15 protein-coding genes are annotated in these 17,447 nt (G+C 35.0%); 9 read left to right on the top strand and 6 right to left on the bottom strand.

Translation table 11 applies throughout. The features are described from left to right. Nucleotides 1-397: 397 nt before the first annotated feature. The 3 genes from F6K40_RS30475 (at nt 398) to F6K40_RS30465 (ending at nt 7,054) form a co-directional block, all read left to right on the top strand. Entirely contained in the window at nt 398-2,749 is a 2,352-nt protein-coding gene (locus tag F6K40_RS30475; RefSeq protein ID WP_293141354.1) for a TIGR03032 family protein, read from the top strand. A gap of 2,554 nt (nt 2,750-5,303) precedes the next feature. After that, a complete protein-coding gene (locus F6K40_RS30470) occupies nt 5,304-6,218 on the top strand; it encodes a protein kinase domain-containing protein (protein ID WP_293141356.1) in 915 nt (304 codons plus the stop codon). Between the two features lie 179 nt (nt 6,219-6,397). After that, nucleotides 6,398-7,054, top strand: a complete 657-nt coding sequence (locus tag F6K40_RS30465; protein WP_293141352.1) for a DUF1295 domain-containing protein — start codon at nt 6,398-6,400, stop codon at nt 7,052-7,054. A 594-nt stretch (nt 7,055-7,648) separates the two neighbouring features. Here the strand turns inward: F6K40_RS30465 and F6K40_RS30460 are convergent. Beyond that, on the bottom strand, nt 7,649-8,020 hold the full coding sequence (locus tag F6K40_RS30460; RefSeq protein WP_293141350.1) for a DUF2237 family protein: 372 nt from the start codon (nt 8,018-8,020) through the stop codon (nt 7,649-7,651). Nucleotides 8,021-8,177: 157 nt separating this feature from the next. Here F6K40_RS30460 and F6K40_RS30455 point away from each other — a divergent pair, with 157 nt between their 5' ends. Together F6K40_RS30455 and F6K40_RS30450 are read left to right on the top strand one after the other, a co-directional pair. Continuing rightward, on the top strand, nt 8,178-8,513 hold the full coding sequence (locus F6K40_RS30455; protein ID WP_293141348.1) for a hypothetical protein: 336 nt from the start codon (nt 8,178-8,180) through the stop codon (nt 8,511-8,513). 94 nt (nt 8,514-8,607) lie between these two features. Continuing rightward, nucleotides 8,608-9,564, top strand: coding sequence for a hypothetical protein (locus F6K40_RS30450; protein ID WP_293141346.1), 957 nt, complete (start codon nt 8,608-8,610; stop codon nt 9,562-9,564). A 178-nt stretch (nt 9,565-9,742) separates the two neighbouring features. Here F6K40_RS30450 and rph read toward each other — a convergent pair whose 3' ends face one another. Beyond that, the gene (rph, locus tag F6K40_RS30445; RefSeq protein ID WP_293141345.1) at nt 9,743-10,462 is read right to left on the bottom strand and encodes a ribonuclease PH; all 720 of its coding nucleotides are present in this window, start codon (nt 10,460-10,462) and stop codon (nt 9,743-9,745) included. A 766-nt stretch (nt 10,463-11,228) separates the two neighbouring features. After that, nucleotides 11,229-11,780, bottom strand: a complete 552-nt coding sequence (locus F6K40_RS30440) for an adenylate kinase (protein ID WP_293141343.1) — start codon at nt 11,778-11,780, stop codon at nt 11,229-11,231. Nucleotides 11,781-12,087: 307 nt separating this feature from the next. Here F6K40_RS30440 and F6K40_RS30435 point away from each other — a divergent pair, with 307 nt between their 5' ends. From F6K40_RS30435 to F6K40_RS30425, 3 genes are all read left to right on the top strand, one after another. Then, the gene (locus tag F6K40_RS30435) at nt 12,088-12,624 is read left to right on the top strand and encodes a P-loop NTPase family protein (protein WP_293141341.1); all 537 of its coding nucleotides are present in this window, start codon (nt 12,088-12,090) and stop codon (nt 12,622-12,624) included. Nucleotides 12,625-13,401: 777 nt separating this feature from the next. Then, nucleotides 13,402-13,950, top strand: coding sequence for a Uma2 family endonuclease (locus F6K40_RS30430; RefSeq protein WP_293141339.1), 549 nt, complete (start codon nt 13,402-13,404; stop codon nt 13,948-13,950). Between the two features lie 192 nt (nt 13,951-14,142). Continuing rightward, entirely contained in the window at nt 14,143-14,958 is an 816-nt protein-coding gene (locus tag F6K40_RS30425) for a Uma2 family endonuclease (protein ID WP_293141337.1), read from the top strand. A 200-nt stretch (nt 14,959-15,158) separates the two neighbouring features. Here F6K40_RS30425 and F6K40_RS30420 read toward each other — a convergent pair whose 3' ends face one another. Together F6K40_RS30420 and F6K40_RS30415 are read right to left on the bottom strand one after the other, a co-directional pair. Beyond that, nucleotides 15,159-15,926, bottom strand: a complete 768-nt coding sequence (locus F6K40_RS30420) for a hypothetical protein (protein WP_293141335.1) — start codon at nt 15,924-15,926, stop codon at nt 15,159-15,161. Between the two features lie 54 nt (nt 15,927-15,980). Continuing rightward, a complete protein-coding gene (locus F6K40_RS30415; protein ID WP_293141333.1) occupies nt 15,981-16,385 on the bottom strand; it encodes a hypothetical protein in 405 nt (134 codons plus the stop codon). 363 nt (nt 16,386-16,748) lie between these two features. Between F6K40_RS30415 and F6K40_RS30410 the strand changes: the two genes are divergently transcribed. Then, on the top strand, nt 16,749-16,940 hold the full coding sequence (locus F6K40_RS30410) for a hypothetical protein (RefSeq protein ID WP_293141332.1): 192 nt from the start codon (nt 16,749-16,751) through the stop codon (nt 16,938-16,940). A 125-nt stretch (nt 16,941-17,065) separates the two neighbouring features. Here F6K40_RS30410 and F6K40_RS30405 read toward each other — a convergent pair. Further along, the coding region (locus F6K40_RS30405) for a YfbK domain-containing protein (protein ID WP_293141330.1) at nt 17,066-17,447 on the bottom strand (382 nt) is incomplete at its 5' end.

The raw sequence follows: 17,447 nt of genomic DNA, 5'->3' as shown, positions 1-17,447 counted from the left end.
TTTAAACATATATTATTTAGTAGTATAGCAATTCCCAAGAAGCGTGAGGTACAAAATTCCTTGGTTTTAGGGAACAGGGAACACTTAACTGGGAACAGGGAATAGGGAATAGGGAATAGGAAACAGGGAATAGGAAATAGGAACAAATAAAGATAGGTGTACCTCACGATTGCTGAGAAACGCTATAATAGTTCAGTAATGTTTGTGACGATTATCGGCATTATCTGTGTCCTGACAATTTTCTCGATCACGTAAAGTTAAATCCTTATAAAAGCGGTGCATTATGCTCCACTTTGTTCCGCTAAAATACCCTACCATTCAAGTCTAAAGTTAATATATTTTTGCTAAAAATCCGGATTTTTACCTCAATTCACTGTTTAATAAATTTATACCTATTTTGACCCTAACTTTAGATCGCCTGACAATGAAAAATCAAACTAATGCTCCTGTTAATACCGACAATTATTTATTAAGAAGCGTACATACAAACAATTTTCCCCAAATTTTAGACCAGTTAGGAATCTCTTTAGTCGTCTCCACTTATCAAGCAGGTAAATTAATCGTATTGCGTCCCGATAATGGGGTAATTAATACTCATTTTCGCACCTTTAATAAACCTATGGGATTAGCAGCTGCTCGCGAAAAAATTGCCTTGGGAACTGCTTATCAAATTTGGGATTTTCGCAATGTTCCAGCAGTAGCAGAAAAAATAGAACCGCGAGGCAAACATGACGCCTGTTATTTACCCAGAAATATTCATATAACTGGAGATATTGATATTCACGAAATGGCTTGGGCAAAAGATGAATTATGGTTTATTAATACTCGTTTTTCTTGCCTTTGTACTCTCGGTCATCCTAATAGTTTCGTGCCTAGATGGCGACCTCCTTTTATCACTGGATATGACTTAACAGACCGCTGTCATTTGAATGGATTATGTTTAAAAAATGATCGACCAAAATATGTCACAGCTTTAGGAGAAACTGATACTTCAGCAGGGTGGAGAAAGAATCAAGCTAATGGTGGAATATTAATGGATATAGAAACAAATGAAATATTAATGCGGGGTTTATCTATGCCCCATTCTCCGAGATGGTATCAGGAACAATTATGGTTATTAGAATCGGGCAATGGTAGCTTGGCAAAAGTCGATTTAAACCAGAGAAAATTAGAAACAATTGCTAAATTACCAGGCTTTACTCGCGGTATAGATTTTTGGGGAAATTTAGCATTTATTGGTTTGTCTCAAGTTCGAGAAACTGCCGTTTTTAGTGGAATGCCAATTACTCAACTTCAAGAAAGAATTTGTGGGGTTTGGGTAGTAAATATTTTGACTGGAGAAACTGTCGCTTTTTTAAGATTTGAAGCTGGGGTTCAGGAAATATTTTCTGTCGCAGTTTTGCCAAATATTCGTTTCCCAGAAATTATTGAATGGGATGAAAATTTATTAGCAAGTTCCTATGTTTTACCCGACGAAGCTTTAGCAGAAACAGTCAAACCAACTTCAGAAATAGCTATGGCAGAGACTCATTTAACCAAAGGAAATCAACTATATCAAGAAGGTAAATTAGTAGAAGCGATCGCTACATATCAAGAATGTTTGAAGTTACAACCAGATTTGACAAGAGCTAAATATAATTTGGGAGTAGCTTTAGGAGACAATCAACAATATGAAGCAGCAATTAATCTTTTACAACAGGTAATTAATACAGAACCAGATAATGCCGATGCTCATAATAGTCTTGCTTATGCTTATAGTCAAAAAGGTGAATTAGAAAGAGCAATTCAACATTATGAAAAGGCAATTAATCTCAACGGTAATTTTGCCAAAGCACATTTTAATTTAGGCATGACATTATTGAAAAATGGAGACTTAAAACGAGGATTTGCAGAATGTGAATGGCGGTGGCAAACAGCAGAATTTACTCCCTTTCAATGCCCTCATCCCCGATGGAAAGGGGAAGATATTAGCAATAAAAATTTATTAATTCATACGGAGCAAGGAGCAGGAGATGCTATTCAATTTATCCGTTATATTCCTTGGGCAGCAAAACGTTGTCAAAGCATTATATTAATATGTCCGCCAGAGTTAATTTCTCTATTTAAAAATGTGCCAGGAATTGATAAATTAATGCCACCCGGAGAACTACAATTATCAGAATTTGATATCTATGTACCCTTAATGAGTTTGCCCTATATTTTCGACACAACTTTAGAAACAATTCCTGCCGATATTCCCTATCTCCAATCTACAAATAGTAATCATATAAATCTTACCAATACTGAATATAAAGTAGGCATTGTTTGGGGTGGTAGTCCTACTCATCAAAACGATTCTAATCGTTCCTGTAAACTCACAGACTTTTTACCTATTTTGCAAGTACCAGGAATCAAATTTTATAGTCTGCAAAAAGGAGAACGCAGCCAAGAATTAACTCAACTTTCTAGCAATATTAAAATAGAAGATTTAAGTTCTCAATTAAACAATTATGCCGATACAGCAACAGTAATAGAACAACTAGATTTAGTAATTACTGTTGATACTTCCGTCGCACATTTAGCAGGAGCATTAGGTAAAAATGTATGGACTTTATTATGTTTGAATTCCGACTGGCGTTGGTTACAAAAAGGAGAAAATACTCCTTGGTATCCAACCATGAAATTATTCCGTCAGTCTCAGTCAAGAAAGTGGCAAGAAGTCATTTCAGTTATCAGTTATCAGTTATCAGTTATCAGTACCTCTAGCTAAGGTAAGCATTCAGCTATTAGCAGTCAGCAATCAGCTTTATTTTGTGAAAAAATTAAACACATTTACTATGGAAATTAAGCTTTTTATCTGTTCTTTAAGCCATTGAAAAAACGTTACTTCTAACAATTTTCTTTTCAGTAGTTGTTTGGAAGGTTGGTAGTATATTGGTTGCTCAAATAGCTACCCAATGGGAAAAAGTTATTTCCATTGGAAACAGTAAAATCGTATTAGTATTAACTTGATTAACAGATGAATTAGTTGTGGGTATGAAGTCACTCTATTCGCCTCTGGTGATTTTCAACACCTTCGGTAGAGGGGAGCAAAGAGTAGGTAGAGACCTTGAATGCAATGTTCGGGACGCAGTAAGGAAACAATTTCCCTAGCACCAAAAGGGTGAATAACCCCACTGCGGTTATTTGCAGTGTATCAATTGGGTAGGGGTAGAAATTTTCCAAGCGATCGCACCAACTCCTGACTCCCTTCTTCAACCCCGACTTATTCATACTGACTCTAGTATTAATTAGCGATCGACATTTTTAGCATCTCTGGTTTTTGGGAATGCTTGGGTTTACAAAGATCGACTAAAAATTAAGAGTTTAAGCGTTCCACACTTGCTCAGAATAAACGCCTCTTTGTGGTGCAATATTTGTGCTGCGCAGAACTTGCTATGCTTTTATGTTGGCGATCGCTGTTTTTAGCAACCGTCAATATGAAACGTTCCGCAAGAAGTAGCAGGTTATAAAATTTGTGGCAGAAACTGATATAGTGCTGCGCATTTACAACACTTTTTAGGATGGTGAGGTACAGTTGAAAAATAATCTCTCTTCCATATTTACTAGAGTGATCAAACTCTGTACCTCACTAACTCCGAAACTGCTGTAAGGTACGGACATAGTGCTACGCATCTAGAGTTCCCATAGGGATAAACGCAAAAACTCAGTCGTAGGTTATTGAATTTTGTATGAGTGACTTTTGACTTGCGCGTAGTGCTACGTATAGCAGTCCGCTATTACTAGCACAGACATTCTCGCTCCTCTCAAATATATAGGACTTACGCAGGTGAAACCAGAAACCGGGTACGAGCGTAGACATCTGTTGTTCAAAACAATGATTTATCCGAGAAATCCGGTTTCTTTGCGTAAGTCCTAATATAGTCACAGCAAAAATGTACGAGCGAATTACCATTCGTCCCTACTTCTGACTTCAGTTAGATCCCCCTACTTGCAACCTTGATCGGGGAGTGCTGAGGGATACTTGCTGATGTCTATTTTTAAAATTACAACTGTTATTTGAACGTTACAAAGGTAAGGAAAAAAAATATATGGATTCCCTCAAAAGTTTAATATTAGATACTGCCCTGTGGATAATGTTTCTTGAACCCTATATCGCTTTTTTGAAACATCCATTTTCTCTCAACTTAATTGTCAATTTACCAAAGAAAATAAATTGGTATTTAAGAACTACTAATATATTAGTGTTTATAACTGCTAAACAAAGGCATTATCAAACTTCAAACATATAAGTAAACTTCAATTATACTTTTATACCATGCATGAAAAAAGAATTTTACGAATAGTTTGGTCAAAAAAAATGGTTAAAGTCAGATGTAGATTTGGCAGAATCGAATTATTTCAGGGTCAAAAATTATCATAACAGCTCTTTCTACTGTACGGGTGATTCGCGTTTGCGGAGCATGACCTAGGAAATCACCCCTACAACTACTAGAAACAGTTCCAGTATTCGTAGCAAATATTTATCAAACTTGGTATTAGACATCTCCAGAAAAGAGGAAACAGGGAACACTTAACTGAAAAAAGAAATAATTGATAATCTATCCATAAGAATTGATTAAGTTGTTTGATTTTTGGATATGTCTATAGCAATTCCCAAGAAGCGTGAGGTACAAAATTCCTTGGTTTTAGGGAACAGGGAACACTTAACTGGGAACAGGGAATAGGGAATAGGGAATAGGAAACAGGGAATAGGGAATAGGAACAAATAAAGATAGGTGTACCTCACGATTGCTGAGAAACGCTATATTCTTATTAGGGATAATGATTCTAATATTTCATCCTTAATAGACCTTTCCGGAAAAGAGGGAGCAGGGAGCACTTAACCCACCCCTAACCCCTCCCAGGAGGGGAAGAATTGATAATTTAGACGAGATAATTGATTTAATTTTTGATTATCGGAGATGTCTAATACTTACATTATTAAATTGGCAAAATTATAGTGAAAAAAACTGTAGGAGTTTGGTTTCCAAATCCTATTTGGGTTTGGGTTTGGAGACCAAACCCCTACGATGGAATATTATAACATTAAGATACAGTGGTTTTGATTTGGGTGGACTACAGTAGGGACGTTCCATGGAACGTCCCTACTTTTTTAAGCCTATATATAAATAATGGTGGTGGTGCTGAGGAATGGTAGAGAGAGTGTGGTCCGTGTGGTCCGTGTGATCCGTGTGGTCCGTGTGGTCCGTGTGGGAAGAAATTAAAAAATATATATTTTCACCATTACAATGCAGGACTACCTAAATAATTATCTATAACCTATTTTACCAGTTTTAAATTATTTACATAGTCAAGGAATTATTCATCGAGATATTGCCCCTGATAATATTATTTGTCGCGCAGATGATGGGTTGCCAGTTTTGATAGATTTGGGTGGAGTAAAACAAATTGCTGCTGAAGTTTCCCACAAAGCAGATAGTTCACAAAATGTTGTTTCTGCTGGTACTAAATTAGGTAAATTTGGTTATGCTCCAGACGAACAAATGCGCCTAGGAATTGTTGCGCCTCATAGCGATTTATATGCTTTAGCAGTGACTTCTTTAGTATTAATGACTGGTAAATTTCCCTCAGAATTAATTAATCCCAAAACAATGGAGTGGCAATGGAGTCAGGAATTAAAATTAAGTCCGAAATTTGAGGGGATTTTAAATAGAATGTTGGCTCCCATTCCTGGCGATCGCTTCCAGTCGGCGGAGGAAATATTAGCACAATTAGAACCTCCAACTCCAGAAATTATTGCACCTATTCAAATGAGTAAAATTGAGCAAAAAAATCAAGGAATTGAGACAAAAACAGCCTTAGTTACTATTCCAGAACCAGGGAATATTATGCAGAGTTCTAATGAGATACCAGAAGAAATTATTGGTTGGAGTTGGGGAGGATTTTTATTGCCTGGTTTTTGGTGTTTAACTAATCATGTTTGGGTAGGATTAATTGCTTGGATTGATTTAAGTTTTGTCACCTTTGGTATGGGATGGTTATTGACAGGAATAGTTTTAGGCTTTAAAGGAAATGAGTGGGCTTGGAAAAGTCGGCAATGGAAAAGTATTTCTGAATTTAAAAAACATCAGAGAATGTGGGCGATTATCTCTTTATTGTTAATTTTTAGTATCGCAATTATGGGGATTTTAGTAATTTTATTTGTGTTTGTTATTGCTGCTATTATTACAGGGTAATTAATATTATTTGACTCTTTCGTAAATATGATTTAATATAGAAGCAAAAATTATTGAGGACTTACCCTAAATTTTTTATTCTTGGCTAACCATCATTTAGGTGTCTGGCAACTCACTACAAGTAGAATTAGTATCTGCTTGACAAACAACATTTTTGGAAAATATAACCATCGCTCATTATGAAAATAAAACATCCAATTAATCTTCATAAAGCTACTACCTTCATATTTGTATTAGCACTCATGGTAGTCTACCAAAACTTTACTTTAGGTGCTTGGGTTTATTTAGCTCTACATGGTACCTATGGAATTTTATGGCTACTAAAAGACCGTATCTATCCAGATAAACAATGGGAGCAAGAAAATCCTATATGGTTAGGCATTGTTACTTTTGGCTTATTATCTTTATATTGGGTAGCTCCCTACATTTTAATTAGTAGTGGAACTGAACCTCCAATACCTTTAGTAGCTGCTGCAATTTCTCTGAATATTTTTGGCATTTTCTTCCACTACACTAGCGATGCTCAAAAATATTATACCCTCAAATATAAACCAGGATTAATCACAGAAGGATTCTTTGCTCGCTGCCGAAATACTAACTATTTAGGAGAAGTATTTATCTATCTTGCTTTTGCAATGTTAGCCCAACATTGGCTACCTTATTTAATTCTAGGAGCATTTTTTGCTGGAGTATTTATTCCCAATATGCTGAAAAAAGATAAATCTCTATCTCGTTACCCAGAATTTGCAGAATATAAAGCTAATTCAGGGTTAATTATTCCTCAACTATTTGGTGATAATTCTCTTAACCAAGAAGCTGAAAAAGTTAGTGAATAAAAGGATATTTAACCGATTAGATAAAATCTGCTAGGGAAGTTCCATAGAATCTCATTAGTCTCTATTCTCCTTCCTATTTCCTGTTATCCCATGTGTCGATAATTAGTTATAAAAAAGTCTTTGTTTGTAGTTGCGCTTCAGCACCAAATATATGTCTAGCACTGAAGCGTAACTACGAGCAAAATTAGGGTTTTACCAATAGCGTAGCTCCCCCAAAAGCAGCGATATTATTAATCACTGAAGATTATATAGCACTTAACTGGGAACACTGTACTAGGAACAGGAACGAAAAACATTTCCTAGTCTGAAATTCATCATCAGTAACTGTCAAGCACCAACTCTTTCTTAGCTATATTAATCATATTTAATTAATTACAATGGAATGTCATTAGTCTCTATTATCCTTTCTATTTATTGTTATTCCATGTGCCGATAATTAGTTATAAAAAAGTCTTTGTTTGTAGTTGCGCTTTAGCGCCAAATATATCTCTAGCGCTGAAGCACAACTACGAGCAAAAATTAGTGTTTTATCAATAGCATAGCTCCTCCAGAAGTAGCGATATTACTAATCACTGAAGATTGTATTAATCACATTTAATTAATTACAAGTGAATGTTCCTGCAACACTTCTAGAGGTACAACCTCCAATGCTTTTTGATGAGTTGCTGACAAAACCACTGGTGGCGTAACTCCAGAGTCAAGCGCTTCTTTCCAACGGGATACACACAAACACCAGCGATCGCCTGGTTTTAAACCAGGAAATGAATATTCTGGTCTGGGTGTACTCAAATCATTACCGTGATGTTTAGTAAATTCCAAAAAATCTGCTGTTACTTCCGCACAAACAACATGGGAACCAATATCGGATACTCCTGTTTGACAAAATCCATTTCGATAAAATCCAGTCATAGGAGAAGTGCAACAAATTTCTAGTTTTTCGCCTAGTACATTTAGTGCTTCTGTCATTTAAAAATAATCCCTCTGGGTATACTTCATGTTTCAGTTTACCAGAGATTAACTTGATTATTTTCCCCGTCAAATAATATTATTTTCCTCAGTTTTTTCTAGGCGATCGCTACTTTTTTTGTGCTATTATTAGTAATATTTACATTCCTCAAATTCTATGCTAAAAAAAATCACGACTCTTGTTTCCTTAACTGCTATTTCTCTGTCTATTGTTTCAATAAGTGCAATTGCTCAAGACACTTCTTTGAAAGTAGGAATCGTACAAGAGTTAGTTACTGGAGACTTAATGTGCTATGCAACTTTAATAGATGAAAATGGTAAAGAACACTATGCCGGAGCTAGCTTTGAAATTTGTGCAGACCAAGATTATTACTTAAATAAAAAAGTTCAATTAACTTATCAAGAAGTCAATATTAACGATTGTCAAAGTAGTGAACCCTGTGGTAAAACTCGTAAAGAATGGATAATTTCAAAAATGAAAATAATAGAATAAAGCTCATACACAGGAGTAGGCTTAGTTTAACATAGTTATAAATATTTCTCAGCCTACCCTTTAGGCATTTGCCCTATTTTCAATATTGGGATATATGAACAGTCAATATGTATTTATGTTTGTCGGATTTATCCTAGCATCTTATGCAATTATAGCTAACGATGCGATTCAAACCCTAGGTACTTTTTTAAGTTCTAATCAAGGGCGTCCTTGGTGGATATTATGGTTATTTGCTTCCTCCATTTTACTAGCAATTTTTCTCTATAGCTGGATTACAAATTGTGGAGATGTAACTTATGGACGCCTAGAAAATTTTCCTTTTACTGAAAATTTTAGTTGGGTTTATATAGTTCCCCCGATTGTACTGATTATTCTCACAAATTTAGGAATTCCTGTTAGTACCACCTTTCTAATTCTCACAGTATTTGCTCCTGAAAATATTACAGATATGCTGATAAAATCACTATCTGGATATGGAATTGCTTTTTTAACAGGTATATTTGTTTATAAGTTGGCGACAAAATCTTTAGAAAATCAATTTATCAATACACCCTATCAAGAACCACCTATTCAATGGGTATCTTTACAGTGGATATCAACAGCATTTTTGTGGAGTCAATGGTTAATTCAAGACTTAGCAAATATTTTTGTATATCTGCCACGAAATCTTGATGCTTCAATGCTATTTTTTTCAATATTTGTGATGCTAATTTTACAGGCATTTGTCTTCTACAGAAACGGTGGAGAAATTCAACATATAGTTACCAGTAAAACCAATACTCAAGATATTCGTTCAGCAACAATTGTCGATTTGATTTACGGATTAATTTTGTTATTCTTTAAAGAATGGAACAAGATACCTATGAGTACAACTTGGGTATTTCTAGGTCTTTTAGCAGGAAGAGAAGTAGCAATAGCTCACAATTTCCCCAACCATGACATGAAAGATACAACTCAAATTATTCTTAGTGATGCTTTAAAAGCATTTGCTGGTTTAGTGGTGAGTGTTCTTATTGCTTTTGGACTTCCTTTACTCAAACTTTCTAATTAGCAACTTAACTATTCATTACAGCGCTTTTCTTTCTTGATGAACCACATCTTCACAAGCAAAACATTGTAGGGACGTTCCATGGAACGTCCCTACTGTGGTCTACCCAAATGAAAAGCGCTGTAAGCGATCGTCAAGAATTAGAAATTATTGCCCCCTGTTCCCTCTTTTCTCGAGATGTCTATTGAGAGATAACTTCACGTTGGGCAACAAATAATTCTTGAATTCCTGCTTCTGCTAAATCTAAAATTTGATTAAGTTGAGTACGACTAAAGCTACCTGTTTCTGCTGTTCCCTGAACTTCAATTAAAGCAGGTCGATCATTCATCACTACATTAAAATCAATTTCTGCTGCCACATCTTCAGTGTAATTCAAATCTAAATAAGGAACTCCCTCCAATAACCCTACTGATACAGCAGCAACTTGATGCAAAATAGGCGATCGCTCCAACTCTCCTTGCTCTATTAATTTGTTAATAGCATTTGCCACTGCCACAAACCCCCCAGTAATAGAAGTAGTGCGAGTACCGGCGTCTGCTTGTAAAACATCAGCATCTACTATTATGGTGCGTTCCCCTAATAAATTCATATCTAAAGAAGCTCTTAAACTACGTCCGATCAACCTTTGAATTTCTTGGGTTCGCCCAGATAGTTTCATAAATTCTCGTTGTTGGCGTTGGGGAGTTGCGCCAGGTAACATTCTATATTCTGCGGTTAACCAACCCTGACCTGTATCTGCCAAAAATTTTGGGACTCCTGGTTGGATCGTGACTGTGCAAAGTACCTTTGTCTCACCACATTTGGTTAAAACAGAACTGGTGGCAAATTTGGTGTAATCTAATTCAAAACTGATAGGTCGTAATTGGTTTGCTTGTCTACCATCGGGACGTTGCCAAGACATAATATTTTTAATGGATAATTAATAATGGATAATTCATATAGCGTTTCTCAAATTGGTGAGATAAAGTTTTAGATCCCCCCTAACCCCCCTTGGAAAGGGGGGAGGTTTCAAAGTCCCCCTTGGTGAGATAAAGTTTTAGATCCTCCCTAACCCCCCTTGGAAAGGGGAGAGGTTTCAAAGTCCCCTTGGTGAGATAAAGTTTTAGATCCTCCCTAACCCCCCTTGGAAAGGGGAGAGGTTTCAAAGTCCCCTTGGTGAGATAAAGTTTTAGATCCCCCCTAACCCCCCTTGGAAAGGGGGGAGGTTTCAAAGTCCCCCTTGGAAAGGGGGATTTAGGGGGATCGTAAATGTACCTCATCTTTATGAGAAATGCTATAATGGATGATTAATAATGGATGATTAATAATTGATAATTAACAATTGATAATTACCTCTGCTTAAAACGGAAAGAATTGAACCAAGTAGGGAAATCTTAATAGTTGTTTCACTTTAGATTGAGATAAGTGTTTCTTGCTGTAAAATAATTTCAGCCTTAAAAAAGTTTCATTCTTAAATTAAATGACTATATTTCTTTTTTCTCTGTAAAAGGAGAGGTTTTAAACCTCTGAAGATTAATTATCAATTGGTAAAGTTTAGATAATCTAAAAATTGAATATACCAGTCGAAGCAAAGGTTAGGACAGTTCTAAATCCTAAAACCCTTTGATAGTTTCCTGTTCCCTGTTCCCTATTCCCTATTCCCTAGCGCTATATTGACAGATAATTACTTAAGAATTAAGTCTCTCTAATATTTGTTGTTGAACTTGGGTTACTGTTTTTTCCCCATCAATAGTAAGTAATTTTTGGCGATATTGATAATATTCCAAAATTGGAATAGTACGCTCATAAAATAAATCTACCCGACGCTGCACAATTTCTGGGTCATCGTCAGCACGCGATCGCTCTAAACATCGATTCATCAATTTTTCCTCAGACACCTTTAAATAAATTGCCCAGTCTAATTTTTCTCCCAAATCATCCAGTAAAAAATGTAGTTCCTCTGCTTGAAAAGCTGTTCTCGGATAACCATCCATTAACCAACCTTGACTAACATCAGACTCTAAAAGTCGTTGACGCACAAATTGGATCATTGTCTGGTCTGGTACCAACTCTCCTTTTTCTACAAAAGGTTGTGCTACTTGGCCTAATTTTGTTTGAGTAGCGATCGCCTCTCTAAGCAGATCGCCTATAGATATCAAAGGAATCTGTAGATACTGACATAGAAATTGTGCTTGAGTTCCTTTCCCCGCACCTGGACCACCTAAAATTATTAATCTCACAACTCCTCAACTTGATTAGTCACAATATATACTTAATTATTCTATAAAACCCATGTTGCTCAAAATCCCCCTGACAAAAACAACTTCTGTAGGGGCGAATGGCCATTCGCCCCTACCGACTTCTGACTTCATTTTCCCTGCTTCCTCAAACTTGGATATATATATAGTGTTAAAGTTGTAGTAAAATCCCAAAAAGCACTATATATTGTAAAATGAACTTTGTCTTAGGGCAAGCTTTCACTCCAACGACTAAGTTGGAAAAATCAGTATATTACCCAAAATAGATTTCTGAATTTTAATTTTCATAATGGTGGCACAATTACAAACCCCTTCTCTAAACGTTCCGAATGACTTAACATACGCAGTTTCTGGTCTGGTGCAGGTATTCACAAGTGGTCAACGGAATTTCTTTACTGATGTTATGGCTCAAGCTTTGAGGATAGCTGGCCAAGGTACACCTGTATTAATTGTACAGTTTCTTAAAGGGGGAATCAATCAAGGACATAAACAACCGGTAGAACTAGGGCAACATCTAGATTGGGTTCGCTGCGACTTTCCTGGTTGTATTGATACGTCGGATGTAGACGAAAGTCAGAAAAAGTCACTGCTAGATTTATGGCACTATACTCAAAGAGTTGTATACGAAGGAAAGTATGAGTTAGTAGTTCTTGATGAACTGAGTTTAGCTATAAATTTTGGTTTAATTCCTGAGAGTGAGGTGTTAGATTTTCTGGAAAAGCGTCCTCGTAATTTAGATGTAATTTTGACAGGACCAAATATGCCGGCAGAAATTCTGGAGATAGCAGATCAAATTACAGAAATTCGTCGCAGTCATAGACCATAATTCAATAATTAATAATTAATAATTAATTATTACCTCTTCTTTTTAAGAATAGGATTGCTTAAAAGGAATTTTTTCTTTTTTTCTCCTTAAAAGGAGAGGCTTTAAGCCTGATTTTTTCGGTAATTTCAGTTATCAGTACCGACCTCTGAATTTAGAGGTTTGAAACCTGATTTATTGGTCAATAGAAAGCAGAAATTATCAATAAATTTTCCCTAATTTAATTCTGTAGGGGTTTGGTTTCCAAACCCTGTCTAGACTTCGATAAAAAAATGTTCAGGTTATTTTCAGACAGCTACTAAATTAAAATCACAAGAATTAAAAAGTGGCGATCGCTACTAAATATGCCACAAGAAATTTTTTAGGTAACAACATAAAATTTCCAGTCGAAAAATTTAATTTAATACTACTAAACCGACATAACTAAAATGGTTCAATAAGCGTAGGTTGGGTTGAGGAACGAAACCCAACAATGCTAAGGTTTTGTTTGGTTTTGTTGGGTTTCACCTCGAAAAATTTAATTTAATACTACTAAACCGACATAACTAAAATGGTTCAATAAGCGTAGGTTGGGTTGAGGAACGAAACCCAACAACGCTAAGGTTTTGTTTGTTTTTGTTAGGTTTCATTTCGTTCTACAAGAGCCTACATTTTAGGTGTATCATGGCATTAGGTTAAAATAAACTTCTAGGAAGAGTAGAATAAATATAATAAATATAATAAATCATCCCAAGTTTTGCTTATTTAAACACTCAAAAATCTTACCAAAGTTTTAGTCAAATGAAAACTTTATTGAAGTGGACGGTTGCAGAATATCATCATCTCATTAATACCGGAATATTAATTAACCGACAGACAGAACTTTTGCATGGAGAAATAGTAGAAATGTCACCGGAAAGTCCGATACATACTCACATTACAGAAACTACTGTTGAATATTTACGCTCTCTGCTAAAAAGTTCAGCTTATATTCGAGAAGCACATCCTATTACTCTTTCTAATTCTGAACCTCAACCCGATATTGCTATTGTTCGTCTACCCAGAAATAATTATCGTCAACGTCATCCATATCCTGAAGATATTTTTTGGTTGATAGAAGTTGCTAATACCACTTTAGCTTATGATTTAGGAGAAAAAAAGCAAGCTTATGCACAAGCAGGAATTTTAGAATATTGGGTAGTAGACGTAGAAAATCAGCAAATTTATGTTTTTCGACATCCTAAAACAGATAATTATGAGTCGGAAGTTATTTTTCGGCAAGGAAAAATTAATCCTTTAGCATTTCCAGATATTTCTGTTTCAGTTAGTCGTTTTTTTACAGAAAATTAGTTATAGAAATTCTAAATAGGTTTTCAGATTTTATCGTAGGGGTTTGGTCTCCTTTCCCCAAGCTAAAAATGGATTTATCAACCCAACCCCTACATTACCCCTACAGTTTTTTTCACAAATCATTTAGGATTGATATAATTAAAATATGAGCAGTTTTGATTACTAACTTGAAGTTAATTATTAACTAAAAATATGACTATTAGTACCAATCGACCTAACATCAAAATATCTCTACCAGACCATACTCAATTACCAGAATCAGACGGTACTTTTGTGAAGAATTTTCAGGAGCATCCCCAAAGCATTTTATTAACAGATTCCATTCAACCTGTATTAGAAAAAATTCATCCAGACCAACAATATTGTATAGGTCAAGATTCGGGAATTTATTGGCGAATTGCGGAACCTTTAGAACGAGGTGCTGTTTCTCCAGATTGGTATTATATTCCTAATGTTCCACCAACATTAAATGGTGAAGTTCGTCGTTCTTATGTATTGTGGCAAGAACTTATTCCACCATTAATTGTTATAGAATTTGTATCGGGAGATGGTTCGGAAGAAAGAGATAAAAAACCCCTAATTAGAGGGGAAAATGAATCAAAACAAAGACCTGGTAAATTCTGGGTTTATGAGCAGATAATTCGACCACCTTTTTATGCTATTTATGAAGTAAAAAAATCAGGAGTAGAAGTTTATAAGTTGACAGGAACTAAATATGAATTAGTAGAAGCAAATGAGCGGGATCATTATCCAATTCCAGCATTAGGAGTAGAGTTAGGAATTTGGTCTGGTAGGTATCAAAATCTGGAACTACCTTGGTTACGTTGGTGGGATAGTGAAGGTAATTTGTTATGTACAAGTGAAGAAAGGTTGGAAACGACAGAATTATTATTGGCACAAGAAAGTCAAAAAGCTGAACAGGAACGTTTAAGAGCTGAACAAGAACGTTTAAGAGCTGAAAAATTGGCAGAAAAGTTAAGAGCGATGGGTATCGATCCGGAGGAGTGAGGTTTTATGGCAGTTGGTTAGGGCAAACTAAAAATTGTCCTAACTTTTGGATTTTTTTAGCCATCTATAAATTTTGATTTGCTAAAGTTTGACTTAATTAAACAAGAACGATTTAAGTTGAATTGGTCTTGGGAAAAATTTGATGATAAAACTAGCGATCGCCTGATTTATTTAAAAAGTAATTTATACATGAATCATATTCATCTTTTATTTTCTATTTTAGGTGTATCTTGAAAGATTATTGGAAAAATTCCTTCTATAATAAGAGGCACTGCCAAGAAGAAAAATAATAATAAAAGTAAAAGCATTTGTGCTAGTGGTATTTGCTTAAATATATTGTTGGCTGAAGTGTCTATAAATTCGGATTTTAAAGTATTTATATCGGCTTGATTATAATCCCCAGGAATGATAACAGCTAATTGTGGCTTCCCCAAAAATTTAGTACCCCTAAAACTGACATTTTCAACTGTTATATCCAGATTTTGTTCAGCAATTTTCTGATTTAATTCCCCTGATTGAAAAAGTTGTTCTATTTTTTCTAGTGCTGATTGAGAACCTTCTAAAATTAATTTAATACTACCTAGCTCAATGCCGGAACAATAAATATTGCCATCAGTTAATTTTCGTAAAACTTCAATAATAGATTTAACTTCTTCTATAAGTTTTTCATCAATACGGCCAGTAATTGTAAAGACAACTTTTGATTTATCTATTGATTCCTTTGTTTCTATTTTTCCAAGTTTTAATGTCTCAAGTATTTTATTATACTTATCCAGTAAAATCGGCTTTTGAGCAAAAAAATTAGTTATTGTACTAGAAGATATTCCACTTTCTTTTGCAAGGTTACGCTTTGAAGAAATGTTTTGTTTTATGATAGCTTCGTAGGCTTTTTCTATTGTATCATCATCTGCACTAACAGAAATCCGTCTTCTAATCGGAGTTTTTTTACCTTGGCCTGTGTTGCTCATAGCTAGATTAATTATATGTTGAGCATAACCTCCATCTGAACTAATTATGATGTATTATTCCATATCCTCTTCCTCGTCTTCTTTTGTTAGAAAAGACAAGTCACCATCAGTTAATTTTCGTAAAACTTCAACAGTACATTTTAATTCTTCTATCAATTTTTTATCAATCCTACCACTAATTGTAAAGTCAAATTTTTCTTCTCCTATTACTATTTTTTTGTTTAACGAAAGTGTTTCACATATTTGATTATAACTATCAGGCCGAATTGCCTGTTTTTGAAAAAATCTATTTATTGTACTGGGAGATAATTCGGTTCTTATTGCAAGTTGAATTTTTGAATCAATTTTTAGTTTTTCCATAGCTTTTTCGGCTCTTTCTATCAATTCATTATCTGCTTTAATATAAGTCTGTTTGTTAATCGGAGTTCTTTTACCTTGGCCTGTGCTGCTCATAATCATAATAAGGTTATTGGACTAGAGGTATCCTAAAATAACTAAAGTGTTCTGGCAATCATAAGACAACTATAAGGCAATTACAAGACCATCAGAGCCAAACCTTTACACAGTAAACATTTCAGGATTTTGAGTGAAAAATTTATTTATTCTACTGCAAGATAATTGAGCTATTTCTGCAAGTTTTACTTTTGAAGATATTCCTAGTTTCAGCATAGGTTGTTCAGTTATTTTTACACCTTCTAGAAAAGCAAAAATTAATGACTAAAACACTCATAAGTCAAGCATAGAAAGCTTACAAAACAAAGTTTATTTCTATTTTTTCGAGCCATACTAAAAATACAAACGTTATTCGACAAAAATAAAATTATGAACACTGAAAAAATTGAAAAAGTCGTAATTACGCAGCCCTCTAATTCAACAGAAAACCAAAGGGTTTTACCTGATTTGCCTGACGGTAATAGCCCAGTTGGCATTATCTTGGCAACATCGGTTCTAATTGGAGCGATCGCCAAATTAATTAAGGTACTTGTTCCAGTAATGAAAAAGAACAACAAATAAGCTCTTGAATTAACAGCCCAATCAAAAATCCCGCACTCTCTTTTTAAAGGAGTAGCGGGATAAAAGCCACAATTTGTGGTATACATTAATCTAAGATGAGGAATCTTTTACCTAAAATTCCTCATCTACTTTTTCTCCATCAATTTCTGACTACTTTCAACCATATTAATAAACTCACTCCGATAACCTTCTAAATCTAAACCCTTCGCCTCATTTGCAAACTTCAACACTTCATTAAAATTAGCATCACCTTTATATTCAGAATCTCGCAAAACCATCCCATACTGAGCAACAGCAGCAGCAAATTTAAAATCATTTGAAGCATCATCTAAACTCACTCCCTTATCAACAACTGCCTGTTTTATTAACTCAGAAGTTGTACCCTTCGGCTCCTTATAACGTAACTTCACTAACATTAATTCATCACTATTATAAGCTGCCTCATCAACTTGATTATTTTGATATCTCAACTCATCAACTCCCGGCAATTTCACATTACTTTCTACT

The sequence above is a fragment of the Okeania sp. SIO3I5 genome (assembly GCF_010672085.1).
Taxonomy (GTDB): domain Bacteria; phylum Cyanobacteriota; class Cyanobacteriia; order Cyanobacteriales; family Microcoleaceae; genus Trichodesmium.
This window is presented reverse-complemented; position numbering and strand designations above follow the sequence as displayed.